Source organism: Luteimonas sp. GW821-FHT14E02 (assembly GCF_058803905.1).
In genome coordinates, this window is record NZ_JBXAPK010000005.1 from 66,887 (window position 1) to 80,309 (window position 13,423).

The following is a 13,423-nucleotide window of genomic DNA, read 5'->3' on the forward strand; positions in this document are numbered from 1 at the left end:
ACCAGATTCGTGCAAGGAAAGAGCGGCATTTTAGCCCGCTTTCGAGCCGGTATGCAACCCCGGGCGTTCCATGCTGACCGAAGCCGTCCTTGGCGCGACCCGACCGGCTTACGGGACGTCCGGCCCGGCCATCCCTGGCTGGGCGTTCGCAGGCGCTGACGGCGCCTGCTCACCCAACGCCGCCTGGATCAAGGACTCGAAGCGGCCCTGGTCGTAACGCATCAGGATCGCCGCCTTGTCCGGACGCCCCTCCTGGCGGCGCCAGTCGACCACGGTCGCGCCGCGGCCGTAGCGGCCTTCGAGCTCGATCGAGACCGGACGTTCGAGCACTTCCAGCGCCCCGTCCGGCTCCAGCGCATAGGCCATCGCCAGGGCGTCGGCGGCGAACCAGTGATCGCCGCGGCGATCGATCGACCACAGCCGGGTCTTCTCGGAGATGCGGTCGTAGAAGCGCCCGCGTTCGGAGCCGGCCTTCAGCCATTCGGCCACGCGGGCGTGATGCAGCCCGTGGGCGATCACGGCCTCCCAGTCGGCCAGTTCGATGTGCTCGAAGGCCTCGAACACGATGTGCGCGGCCTCGGGGTCGTAGTAGATGTTGAACTCGGCGGCCGGCGTGATGTTGCCCTGGCAGGTCACCGCACCGCCCATCACCACGAAACGCGCCACACGCTGCGGCAGCGTGGGATCGAGCTTGAGCGCCAGCGCGATGTTGGTCAGCGGGCCGAGCGCCACCAGCAGCAATTTGCCGGCATGCGCGTGGGAGAGGCGCAGGATCGCTTGCGCGGCGTGCTCGGCCTCGGCCTGGCGCTTGGCGGGTTCGTAGCCGACGTCGCCAAAGCCGTCCTGTCCGTGCACGTAACCCGCGTCCGGCGCCGGATGCAGCAACGGCCCGGCGCAGCCCGCGAACACGGGCACATCGTCGCGGCCGGCCACTTCGCACAGCTTGAGGGCATTGGCGACGGTGTGCTTCAGGCCGACGTTGCCCGCGGCGACGGTCAATCCGACGACGTCGTGGCGGGGATCGTTGAACGCCATCAGCAGGGCGAGGGCGTCGTCGACGCCGGGATCGGTGTCGATGAGCAGCGGAGTCTTGTCGGTCATGCTGGCTATCTGGACTCGGCGGGGAAGTTTATACGCTTTTTCCCGGCCTTTCCGTCGTTCTCATGCTGGCCGGGAGACCGCGGGCGGCGCCCCTCGCCGCCGCGACGGGCACAACCTCACGCGGCGGCATAGCGCGCGGCGCTGCCGATCCAGCGATCCACCAGCCGGTCCGCCAGCTGCGGCGATTCCTGCAGCAAGCGCTCGGCCACGCGGTGCACGAACGGCAGCAGATCGGCATCGCGCGCCAGATCGGCGACGCGGAACGCGGCCAGGCCGGTCTGGCGCGTGCCGAGCAGTTCGCCGGGACCGCGCAGTTCGAGATCCTTCTCGGCGATGACGAAGCCGTCGTTGGTCTGGCGCATCGTCTCCAGCCGCTGCTTCGCCATCATCGACAGCGGCGGCTGGTACAGCAGCACGCAGGTCGACGCCGCGGAACCGCGACCGACGCGGCCGCGCAGCTGATGCAATTGCGCCAGCCCCAGCCGCTCCGCGTTCTCGACGATCATCAACGAAGCATTCGGCACATCGACGCCGACCTCGATCACCGTGGTCGCCACCAGCAGATCGAGCTCGCCGGATTTGAACGCGATCATCGCCGCCTGCTTGTCGCGCGCCTTCATGCGTCCGTGTACGAAGCCGACGCGCAATGCCGGCAGCGCTTTCGACAAGGCTTCGAACGTGACTTGCGCGGCCTGCGCGACCACTTCATCCGATTCATCGATGATCGTGCACACCCAGTACGCCTGCCGCCCTTCGGCGCAGGCGGCGCGGATGCGCTCCACCAGCTCCGGCCGCCGCTCGCCGCTGAGCACGACCGTCTGCACCGGCGTGCGACCCGGCGGCAACTCGTCGATCGCCGAGACATCGAGATCGGCGTAGGCGGCCATCGCCAGCGTGCGCGGGATCGGTGTCGCGGTCATCACGAGTTGATGCGGGACGCGGCCGCCCTCGCCGCCCTTGTCTCTCAACGCCAGACGCTGGTGCACGCCGAAGCGATGCTGCTCGTCGACGATCGCCAGCGCGAGATCGCGGAAGACCACGCCTTCCTGCATCAGCGCATGCGTGCCGACGACCAGTTGCGCTTCGCCGCCCGCCACCGACGCCAACGCGGTTTCACGCGCGCGGCCGGCGACCTTGCCCGCCAGCCAGGCGATGCGCACACCAAGCGGCTCAAGCCATGCGCGCAGATTGTTGAGATGCTGCTCGGCGAGCAGCTCGGTCGGCGCCATCAGCGCGGCCTGCCGTCCGTTCTCGATCGCCAGCAGCGCCGCGAGCGCCGCGACCACGGTCTTGCCGCTGCCGACGTCACCCTGCACCAGGCGCAGCATCGGCATCGCCTTCGCCAAGTCCTCGCGCACCTGCGCGTACACGCGTTCCTGCGCGCCCGTGAGCGCGAACGGCAGCGCCTTGCGCAATGCGTCCGCCAATTTCCCGCCGCGCAGCGGCGTCGCCGCATGCGCCTGCAAGGCGATGCGCTGACGACGCAGGCTGAGATGGTGCGCGAGCAATTCCTCCAGCGCCAGACGACGCTGCGCGGGATGCGTGCCGGCCAGCAGTGCGGCCACGTCGGCGTCCCTCGGCGGGCGATGCATGATCCGCAACGCATCGCGCAGGCCGGGAAGATTGTGTTCCTGCAACCACGCCTGCGGCAGCAGTTCCAGCGCCTGCTCGTCGGGCAGATGATCGAGCGCCTGTCCGATCAGTTTGCGCAGCGTCGCCGGACCAATGCCCTCGATGGCGGGATAGACCGGATCGAGCCCTTCGCTCAGTTCGGCGGCATCGTCCGCACCAAGAATGCGATAGCTCGGATGCACCATTTCCAGACCATGCTGGCCCGGTCGCGGCGTGCCATAGGCGCGCAGCCGCGCGCCCGGCGTGAACTGCGCCACCTGGGCAGCGCGAAAATGAAAAAAGCGCAGCACCAGCGTGCCCTGCGAATCGTCGCTGATCGCCACGCGCAGCATCGGCCGATAGCGGAAGCCGCGCTCGACCGCCTCCACCCTGCCCTCCACCTGCGCCGCCACGCCGGGCTGCAGCAACCGGATCGGCGTCAACGCGGTGCGGTCCTCGTACTGCCGCGGCAGCAGCAGCCACAGGTCCTGCAGATTATGGAGATCGCGCGCCGCGAGCTTTTCCGCCACGCGCGCGCCGACGCCCGGCAAGGTCGTCAACGGCGCGTGGGCGGGATCGGTACGATCAGAAGCGGATGGAGGGGGAACGGACACCGGCATGCTGCAAGCATGCCGGGAACGCCCGCAAACCAAAACCCCGACACGCGGTCGGGGTCGGGATTGGCCTCAGAACTTCAGCTGCGCCTCCACGCCGTACATGCGTGGCGCGGTGACGCGCGCGCCGACCGTGCCGAGCACGGTCTTGCCGTAGGTGCCGAGCGAGTTGATGTACTGGTTATCGAAGACGTTGTTGCCGAACACCGCCCAGGTCCAGTGCCCGCGCGGCGAAGTCCACGCCACGCGCACGTCGGTGCGGTTCTCGGCCTCGCCGAGGTCGAGCGCATGGCTGGGACCACAAGCGCCCTGCTCCTGCGACTGGTCGTTGCAGCGGGCCTTGCCACGATAGGCATGACGGAGCGTGAAGCGCACATCGCCAGCGTCATTCAGATTCCAGAGGTAGTTCACGCCGGCCGCGAACGACCAGCGCGGCTCGCCGCTGGGCTGGCCACTGAGATCGTCATTGCCGACCTTGTACTCCTTGTACGTGGAATCGATGTATTCGACGTTGAAGTCCAGGCTCAGCGCGTCGGTCGGCTTCCACACCGTGTCGAAGTCGAGCCCGTAGGCCTTGATGTCGGCGGTATCGACCACGAAGCGCGGGATGTCGGTGCTGAAATCCAGCACCGTCGACTGCCGGTTGTCGTAGACGTAGTAGAAGAGCGAGGCGTTGTACTGCAGGCGCAGATCCGGGAACGCCTGCTTGATGCCGGTCTCGAAGTTCCACACCTCTTCGTTGTCGAAGCGGCTGTTGATCTGCAACGCGTTGTAGCCGCCGGCCTTGTAGCCCTTCGCCAGCGAGGCGAACACCATCGTGTCGTCATTGAGGTGATAGTCGACGACGAAGCGCGGGCTGAAATCGGACCAGGCGTGCTTGGTGCGTACGGTCTGGTTGCGATAGAGCTCGGACACCGGATCGCTGAAGGCGACGTTGAAGAGCAGGTCATCCCGATTCAGGCCCAGAGCGGCCAGCAATCCCATCTGTTCAAGCTGATCGAGGCTGGCGTCGAGCCCGGGCGCGGAACGATCGGGATTGAACCAGCTGAATTCTTTCTTGTCGCGCGTGTAGCGCAAGCCGAAGGTGAGGTTGAGCTTGTCGGTGGCATGCCAGATCACGTCGCCGAACAAGGCGTAGGACTTCGACTTCAACTTGTTGTGATAGGCCTCGTTCCAAGGCTGACCGAGCAGCTTGACCGGGATGTTGAACGCGTCGAGCAATCCCTGACCGAAGGTGAACAAACCGACGCCCGGCGGCAGCGGACCATTGGGCTGCACGAATTCCGGCGGGATCAAACCACTGCTCACCATCGCCGTGTCCACGCTGTCGCTGAACAGGTTCACTTCGCTGGTCTGCTGCGAACTCTCGTCGTAGTAGCTCGCACCCGCCACCCAGTCGATGTGTTCGTTGCTGCCGTTGAACTTGATCTCCTGATAGTAGCTGCGGCTGCTCTCGGTGTTGGTGGAATCGATGTACAGGTTGCGGCGATTGGTGCCGTCCTCGTCGACCGCGGTGTTGTTGGAGTCGTAGTCGCGCCAGGCCGTGGTCGAGGTCATCGAACCCCAGTCCATGCTGTGGTCGACGATCAGGGTGACGCCGTCGAAACGGCGTGACTCATCGCTGCCGATGGCGTCGTTGTAGGTCGGGGTCTTGCGCGGATCGAGATAAGCGGTCTCGTCCACCGGCACCGGCGGCACGCCGGGCTCAGGTGGCAGGGCAACGATCCCGGTCGTCGCCTGCGCACGCTGGCTCAGGCTTTCGTGATCCCAACTCAACACCGCGCTGGTGTTGTCGCCGAAGCGCATGCGCCAGGCGGCGCGCGTTGCCCAGTTGTTCTCGGGATTCAGATCCTCGCCGGTGGCGGCGTCCTTGATCCAGCCCTTGCTGTGATTGAACAGGCCGTTCAAGCGCAGCGCCGAGTCCTCGCCCGTCGGCAGGTTGACCATCGCCTCCAGATACTGCTTGTGATCGTTGCCCAGGCGCAGCTTGGCGCGCGCTTCCTGCTCGTCGCTGGGCTTGTTGGTGATGATCGAAATGGCACCGGCCGCGGTGTTGCGGCCGAACAGCGTGCCTTGCGGTCCTTTCAGGATCTCGATGCGTTCCACATCGGTGAACGGCAGCAGCACACCGCCACCTCGGCCCGCATAGACGCCGTCGATGTAGACGCCGACCGCCGAATCCGTGCCGATGCCGAAATCGTCGGTCTGGATGCCACGCAGCTGGAAACTGGGTTGCGTCGGCTGGTTGCTGTTGACCTGGAGACCCGGCACGAACCCCTCGATGTCGCCGAGATTCTCGGCACCGACATCACCGAGCAGCTGCTCGTTCACCACCTGCAGCGCGATCGGCACATCCTGCAATTCCTGCTCGCGGCTCTGCGCGGTCACGATCATGCGATCCAGCGTCACCGCTTCCTTCGCTTGCGCGGGCGCCTGCGGCGATGGCTGCGTTTGCGGCGGCGATGCCTCCTGTGCTTCCTGGGCGACCGCGACCGGCGTGATCGCGGAGAACGACAGCGCGCACGCGCCGATCAGCGCGCGACGCATCGAAATGCACAAGCGGGACGCCGAGAGGCGTTCCGCTTGTGCGGCCAGGGATGGCCGCAACGCCGGATCAAGCACGCGCGTGCTTGATCCGGCGAGAGCCAGTCCGGACCTGCGCCGGACTGGCTCTTTGAAGAGCGCACAGGATGTGCGTTCTTCAAAATTCTGTGAGACATGTTGTTTCAACGACATTTCCCTCTCCCCTAGCGTTGATTGTGTTGCCATTCCCTGGCTCCCTCGGCTTCAGCCCGCTGCCTCGCAGCCTCCTGTTTCCATCGCGGCGATCCATTCCCGGATCAGCTCGACACCCTCGCGATGCACCACGTCGCGACCCAGCTCCGGCATCATCACGCCGGGATCGTCGCTGTCCATACGGTAGACCATAATCGACTCGTCCGGTTTGCCGGGCACGATGCCGTAGCGTCGATCGCCCGTGCCGCGCCCCGCGGCCACCGGCGGCTTGCACAGGCCGAGGTGACGCGGATCGCGGCTGCCGATCTCCAGCAGCAGCCCCGACGTGTCAGCCGGCCCCTTGGCGTTGTGGCAATGCGCGCAGTTGATGTCGAGATAGGCGCGGGCACGGGACTCGAGGCTGGCATGAGCGGCATCGCGCCAATTGGCGTTGCGCGGCAACGTGCCCGTTGGCGTACCGGCGAGATAACCGAGCTTCGCCCAGTGCTGCAGCTGGTTTTCGTTGCCGGATGCATAAGCGTATTCACGGTTGAGATGCCGTGCCTTCGGCCCCAGTGGCTGGATCAGTCGCGTGGTGTTGTTGCTGGCGTGACAACCGGCGCACTGGTTCTGGTCCGGCACCTGGTAGGTGAAATCCTCGCGGCTGCCGTCGGCCGCCACCAGTTGCAGCGGCACGCTGTCCCCGGTGCGCATCAACTCGGCCTCGGTCTGTTCCTGGTTCCAGACGTAGGCCAGCGCCACCCAGCCGTCCTTGCGTCGTACCAGTAGACGCGTCTCGACCATGCGCACATTGCGCAGATCCAGCCCTTCGCCGCTGCGGTCGCGCGATTCGTCGTAGGTGCGCGCCACCGCATCGCTGCCGTCCGCGGCCTTGCCTGCCTTGGGATAGAAGAACGTCTTGCTGAAGATCGTGCCGACCGGGAAATCGAAGGCTTCATCGGCTTCGTACTTCGCCGCCTGTCCGTTCGGCATCCACACCGTGCGCAGCTTGTGCGCGTAATCGGAGAACAGCGGCGTGTTGAGATCGAACGGCATCACGCCCTTGTTCAGGGCCAGCTGCTGGCCGTCACTGCTCACCACGTGCCAGTCGCTGAGCTTGGGCGGGTAGCCGTCGGCGTGGAACTGCACAGGCGCGGGCTCTCGCGCGCAAGCGGCGAGCAATCCCGCCACCACCATCGCAGAAAGCCAGTGAAATCGCGTTTTCGCCTCTAAGGATGTCTGAGCACCCCTGCCAACCGGAGACCCGGAGGGCGGCGCACAGGGATGTGCGCCGTTTTTCGACCGAGCCATGGATGGCGAGTCGAAAAATCCCGATAGCAACGAAACACTGGGGCTGCTTCGTCGGGGAAAGCGTTTTTCTTTGGTTCGTTTCTTTTGACGCTTATCAAAAGAAATGAACTCGGCCGCGCAGCGGACGAAACGCTTTTGCCTTTCAACAAAGGCAAAGACGGAAAAGCAAACTCGCCAGACTCCTGCCTTCGCGGGAACAACGAGCAAAGGCAACGCCCAAGGAGTCCCACCTTCGCGGGAATGACGAACAAGAGCGAAGCGAACCCTCGCCATCCCGTTAACCAAGTTGCAGCGTCACCGGCGGCAACGACTCCAGCTTGCAGTTGAACGGCGCGGCATCCGCTTTCGGATTCTTGTTCTTGTTGGGACCATCGGCATTGATGACGCCCGAAGCGCCCTGGATGCAGATCTGCGGCCCCTCGGTGCGCTTGCTGTTGACGTAACCGTCCCACATCACGTCAGGCAGATGGCCACCCAGTCCGAACATCGCCAGCTTCAGCGCCTTCAACTCGAGCCCATCCGGCGAATCGCCGCCGCCGGAGAACTTGTTGTCGTGCACGTAGATGCGCTCAGGATATGGATCGAACGTCGGCGCCGGCTTGTACTTGCCCTCGTAGCCGGCCGAGTAGTGGCTGGCGATGATAACGTTGGCCGTCTTGTTGTCGGACACCTCGTTGCCGAAGATCTCCACGTCGTCGTTGGACATGATCACCACGCCCGACCCCGCCGGCACGCTGGCTACCGCCGTGCCCTTGCGGCCGAAATTGTCGGTGTTGTTCTTGAAGATCTTGTTGTTGAACACGCGCGTGGTGTGCCCCGGCTGCGGCAGGTCCGGCATGTTGAACACCAGGATGCCGCCGGTGTTCTCGGTGGCGACGTTGTCGTGCACGTCAGCGCCGATGCAGTTCTCGATCTCGATGCCGGCAACGTTGCGCTCGGCACGGTTGCGGCGCACCACGATGTTCTGCGACTGGCCGACGTAGATGCCGGCGTCGGAGGCACCAATCACCACAGAATCCTCGATCAGCACGTTCTTGCTCTGCACCGGATACAGGCCGTAGGCGCCGTTGTCGGTATCCGGCCCGTTGGTCCATTCCACGCGCACGCCGCGAATGACGATGTTCTCGCCCTCGTTGACCTTCAGGCCGTCGCCCTTGCTGTCCTCGATCGCGAGGTTCTCCAGCGTGAAGTTGTCGGCGTTGACGATCAGCCCTTCCGCACCGGACTTCTGTCCCTTGAAGCTGAGCACGGTCTTGTCCTGGCCGGCGCCGCGGATGGTCACGCCGTTCACGCGCAGGCTCAGGCTGCGATCGAAGGTGTAGCGGCCGGCGGGAATCTCGATGACCTCGCCGGTCTTCGCATCGAGCAGGCGTTGTTGCAGGGTTTTCTGGAACTCGGCGTTCGCCGCAGGCGCGGCTGGCGTATCCGACGCGCTCCCGCCGTCGCGGCCGCAACCTGCCAACAATCCGAGCATGGCCAAGGCCAAAAATGTGCGCGTCATCGCATCCTCTCCACGACCGGCGCCGCGCCAGCCTGCGCATTCCAGTCTCCGACGCGCACCGTCGCAAGTGGAGGGCAATCACGGCATACTGACGGGGGGAAAAACGGACAATTTGATGCGCTCGCCACACCCGCCCATCGACCCTCGGCTCACCACCGCCAGCAACGCCACCAACATCCTGTCCGGGCTGTGCATGGTCGCCGACGAACAGGGCGTCCCCTGCGAACCATGGTTCGCCGGACTACGACTGTCGCGCGCGCAGATCGACGATGCCAGCGTGCGCGTCTCCTACCGACAGGCCAGCCGCATCGTGCAGCGCGCGTTGCGTGCGCTGCCGCTTCCCGATCTCGGCCTGCGTTTAGGCCGACGGCAGAACATCGGCAATTTCGGACTGCTCGGCCTGGCGATGATGACCGCGCGCACGTTCGGCGACGCGGTCGGCGTCGGATTGCAATATGCGCCGGTGTCCGGCGGACTGATGGATCTCGAACTCGACACTTCCGAATCCGGCGTGGTGGCGATGGTCGCGCACCCGCGCGCGCAGGAGCCGCAGATCCTGCCGTTCCTGTGCGAGGAACTGTTCGCAAGCACGCTGATGCTATGCCGCGGACTGGTCGGCGCGAACTTCAAGCCGCGACGCCTGGAACTCTCCTACCCCGCGCCAGCCTACGCGGCGGAATACGACGCGCTGTTCGAATGCGAAGTGCGTTTCGGCATGCCACGCAACCGCGTCATGATCGACACCAATTGGATGACCTACGCACTGCCGACCTACAACCCGGTCAGCGCGCAACAAGCGCTCGCGCTATGCCGCGCGATGATGCCGGATGGACAGGGCGCCAGCGAGATCGTCGCCACCGTGCGCAACCTGCTGCGCGAACGCCTGCAGGAAAACCCGAGACTCGCCGACATCGCCGCCGACCTGCATCTCACCGAACGCACCCTGCGCCGGCAACTGTCCGCCGCAGGCTTCGGGTTCAAGGAAATGCATGATCAGCTACGCAGCGAACGCGCCCATGACTTGCTACGCGAAGGCCAGCTGTCGATCACACAGATCGGCGCGCGCGTCGGTTTTCGCGACGCGCGCGAATTCCGGCGCGCGTTCAAACGCTGGACCGGCGTCGCACCGCGCGAGGCACGAAGATCTTCCAATCCCCACGCCATCCATGGCGCAAGACCATCGACTTCGGAATCTCCGCCCCGGCCATCCATGGCGGGACGTTCGAGGCCGCAGCGAACACCTTGAAGGCGTTCGCCAGCGCGCGACCTCTCACCCCAACACCAGGATCGCGTCCACTTCGAACTGCACGCCCTTCGGCAGCGCTGACACTTCGACGGTGGAGCGCGCGGGGTAAGGCGCCTTGAAGTATTCGCCCATCACCGCATTGACTTCGGCGAAAGCGCCCAGATCGGTGAGATAGAGCCCGACACGCACCACGTCGTCGAGCGAACCGCCGGCCGCGGCGCACACGGCCTTCAAATTCTCGAACGCACGACGCGCCTGTTCTTCGACGCCGCCTTCGACCAGATTGCCGGTTGCTGGATCGAGTGCGATCTGGCCGGAGAGAAATACGATATTGCCGGCACGCGTGGCCTGCGAATACGGGCCGATGGCGGATGGGGCTTGGTCGGTGCTGATCGGGATGCGGGGCATGGTTTGTTGAGACGCTTGGACGGTTCTTGAGTTTAATCCTTTTTTCTGTCGCACCAGGTAAGTGGTGTTCGGGGGCCGACATCTCTTCTTCAAAGTCAAAAGCGTTTCGCCCCTGAAGGGGCGAGTTCATTTCTTTTGGTAAGCCCCAAAAGAAACGAACCAAAGAAAAAAGCTTTGCTCGGCTTTGCTTCGCCTTTCGCTTCTAAAGATGCTTGAACGCCCTCACCAGCCGGAGACCCGGAGGGCGGCGCACAGGATGTGCGCCGTTTTTCGACCGAGCCATGGATGGCGAGTCGAAAAATCCCGATAGCAATGAAACTCTGGGGCTGCTTCGTCGGGAAAAGCGTTTTTCTTTGGTTCGTTTCTTTTGACGCTTATCAAAAGAAATGAACTCGGCCGCGCAGCGGACGAAACGCCTTTGATCTTCAACAAGCAACAACAACAGCAAAAGCCAAATGGATCCCAGCTTTCGCTGGGACGACGATCAAGCCAAAAGCTGGATTCCGGCTTCCACCGGAATGACGAGCAACAGCAACAGAAAAAACCAAGTGCATTCCAGCTTTCACTGAAACGACAACACCACTGAAACAACAACAAAGGTGATGCCCGCCCCCCATTTCCGCAATCACAACGAACCAAACCTCAGACCCGCTGCACCCCATGCACCACACCCAACCGCCGCACGCGCCGAATCACTTCCGCCAAATGCTCCCGATCCCGCACCTCGATCGAAAACCGAATCGCCGCCACATTCGTATCGCGCTCCAAATATTCGACACCGTCGATATTCGATTCCGCCTGCGCGATCGCCGCCGCCACCTGCGCCAACACCCCGGGCCGATTCCCGACCTCGATCCGCAACGCCACCTGGAAATCGCCACTCACCTCGCGATCCCAGCCAATCGCCACCCATCGTTCCGGCGACTTCCGATACTCCGCCACGTTCGGACAATCCAGGCGATGCACGACGATGCCACGCCCCGTCGTGTGATACCCCATGATCTCGTCGCCCGGAATCGGCATGCAGCACTGCGCGAACGTCACCACGCCGCGCTCGTTGCCGGTGATCAGGATGCGATCGCCGTCGCGCGGCACGCGCACGTTGCCCGGTGGCTGCGGCAGATTCGCGCCCTGCTTGGCCAACGTCTGCGCCACCTGTGCCGGCATGCGATTGCCCAGCGCGATGTCGGCGAGCAGTTCTTCCAGACGCGGGTAGCGGAACTCGCTCAGATACGCATCCAGCAGCGACACCGGCAAGCGTTCGAGTGAACTGCCGAGATCCTCCAGCGCGCGATCGAGCATGCGATGCCCGAGCTGCACCGCATCCTCGTGCTCGAGATGCTTGAGCTGATGCCGGATCGCGGTGCGCGCCTTGCTGGTGACGACGAACTCCAGCCACTGCGGCTTTGGCGAGGACGACTTGGCGGTGATGATCTCGATCTTCTGCCCGCTGGTGAGCTTGGTGCGCAGCGGCACCAGCTTGCGGTCCACGCGCGCGGCCACCGCCTGGTTGCCGACGTCGGTGTGCACGGCATAGGCGAAATCGAGCGCGGTGGAATTGCGCGGCAGCGAAAGGATGTCGCCCTTGGGCGTGAACAGGTAGACCTCGTCCGGGAACAGGTCGACCTTGACGTTCTCCAGGAATTCGAGCGAGGAACCGGTCGCGCGCTGCGATTCGAGCAGGTTGGCGATCCACGAATGCGCGCGCGTCTGCGCGCTGTTGGGCGTGCCGGCGCCGTGCTTGTAGGCCCAGTGCGCGGCGATGCCGCGCTCGGCGATCAGGTCCATCTCCTCGGTGCGGATCTGCACCTCGATCGGTGAGCCATACGGCCCGAACAGCACCGTGTGCAGCGACTGGTAGCCGTTGGCCTTCGGGATCGCGATGAAGTCGCGGAAACGGCCATCGAGCGGCTTGTACACCGAATGCGCCACACCGAGCGCGTGATAACAATCCGCCACCGAGGCGACGATGATGCGGAAGCCGAACACATCCATCACCTGGGCGAAGGTTTTTCCTTCCGCCTGCATCTTGCTGTAGATGCTCCACGGCGATTTCACCCGGCTCACGAGGCGGTACTGCAGGCCCTCGTTGGTGAGCCGCTGCGCCAGTTGCGCCTCGATCTTGGCCATGGCTTCGCGCCGCACAAGCGGCTGCGAGCGGATGCGCTTCTCCAGCACCAGGTGGCGCACCGGATGCAGGGTGTGGAAGCCGAGATCCTGCAGCTCCGACTTGATCAGGTTCATGCCCAGGCGCTGCGCGATCGGCGCGTAGATTTCCAGCGTCTCGCGCGCGATGCGCTCGCGCGCCTCCAGCGACTGCGCGCCGAGCGTGCGCATGTTGTGCAGGCGGTCGGCGAGCTTGATCAGGATCACGCGCAGGTCGCGCGCCATCGCCAGCAGCATCTTGCGGAAGCTTTCGGCGGCGGCTTCCTTGCGGTCCTGGAACTTCAGCTTGTCCAGCTTGGTGACGCCGTCGACCAGTTCCGCGACGGTTTCGCCGAACTGGCCGGCGAGTTCCTCGCGCGTGAGCGGCGTGTCCTCGATGGTGTCGTGCAGGATCGCGGCGACCAGGGTCTCCACGTCGACATGCTGCTCGGCCAGTACCCGCGCCACCGCGACCGGATGCGTGATGTAGGGCTCGCCCGATTTGCGCGTCTGCCCGGCATGCGCCGCCGCGCCCACCGCCCAGGCACGGCGCAGCAGCAGGCGCTGGTCGTCCGGGAGGTAGCCGGTGGCCTGTTCGAGGTCGCGCACGTAGTCCGGCACCGCCTCGTCGGCGGGCACGGGCACATGGCGAAGGGCAGGTTCGGCGGGCGTCATCCTCTGAGGATAAGGCCGGGATTCGCGATTCGGGAGTGGGGATTCACAAAAAGACAACGGCCCGCCGAGGCGGGCCGTTGCAATCGTATTCGGGGC

Annotated in this window: 9 protein-coding genes; 2 read left to right on the plus strand and 7 right to left on the minus strand. The window is 64.7% G+C overall.

Annotation, left to right across the window (positions count from 1 at the left end):
- Positions 1-108: 108 nt before the first annotated feature.
- The 5 genes from AC1RNP_RS09720 to AC1RNP_RS09740 form a co-directional block, all read right to left on the minus strand.
- On the minus strand, positions 109-1,101 hold the full coding sequence (locus tag AC1RNP_RS09720; RefSeq protein WP_493051057.1) for a nucleoside hydrolase: 993 nt from the start codon (positions 1,099-1,101) through the stop codon (positions 109-111).
- Positions 1,102-1,217: 116 nt separating this feature from the next.
- A complete protein-coding gene (gene recG, locus AC1RNP_RS09725) occupies positions 1,218-3,332 on the minus strand; it encodes an ATP-dependent DNA helicase RecG (protein WP_493051058.1) in 2,115 nt (704 codons plus the stop codon).
- A 66-nt stretch (positions 3,333-3,398) separates the two neighbouring features.
- A complete protein-coding gene (locus tag AC1RNP_RS09730; RefSeq protein WP_493051059.1) occupies positions 3,399-5,873 on the minus strand; it encodes a TonB-dependent receptor in 2,475 nt (824 codons plus the stop codon).
- A 240-nt stretch (positions 5,874-6,113) separates the two neighbouring features.
- Complete coding sequence (locus tag AC1RNP_RS09735) at positions 6,114-7,190, minus strand: SO2930 family diheme c-type cytochrome (protein ID WP_493051060.1); 1,077 nt, start codon at positions 7,188-7,190, stop codon at positions 6,114-6,116.
- Between the two features lie 439 nt (positions 7,191-7,629).
- On the minus strand, positions 7,630-8,853 hold the full coding sequence (locus AC1RNP_RS09740) for a parallel beta-helix domain-containing protein (protein WP_493051061.1): 1,224 nt from the start codon (positions 8,851-8,853) through the stop codon (positions 7,630-7,632).
- Positions 8,854-8,968: 115 nt separating this feature from the next.
- Here AC1RNP_RS09740 and AC1RNP_RS09745 point away from each other — a divergent pair, with 115 nt between their 5' ends.
- Positions 8,969-10,099 (plus strand): AraC family transcriptional regulator, encoded by a 1,131-nt coding sequence (locus tag AC1RNP_RS09745; protein WP_493051062.1) that lies wholly within the window; start codon positions 8,969-8,971, stop codon positions 10,097-10,099.
- A 24-nt stretch (positions 10,100-10,123) separates the two neighbouring features.
- On the opposite strand, the gene AC1RNP_RS09750 is transcribed toward AC1RNP_RS09745, so the two are convergent.
- The gene (locus tag AC1RNP_RS09750; RefSeq protein WP_493051063.1) at positions 10,124-10,507 is read right to left on the minus strand and encodes a RidA family protein; all 384 of its coding nucleotides are present in this window, start codon (positions 10,505-10,507) and stop codon (positions 10,124-10,126) included.
- A gap of 367 nt (positions 10,508-10,874) precedes the next feature.
- Between AC1RNP_RS09750 and AC1RNP_RS09755 the strand changes: the two genes are divergently transcribed.
- Entirely contained in the window at positions 10,875-11,093 is a 219-nt protein-coding gene (locus AC1RNP_RS09755) for a hypothetical protein (protein WP_493051064.1), read from the plus strand.
- A 56-nt stretch (positions 11,094-11,149) separates the two neighbouring features.
- Here the strand turns inward: AC1RNP_RS09755 and AC1RNP_RS09760 are convergent, their stop codons facing one another.
- Positions 11,150-13,327, minus strand: a complete 2,178-nt coding sequence (locus tag AC1RNP_RS09760) for a RelA/SpoT family protein (protein ID WP_493051065.1) — start codon at positions 13,325-13,327, stop codon at positions 11,150-11,152.
- Positions 13,328-13,423 lie beyond the last annotated feature (96 nt).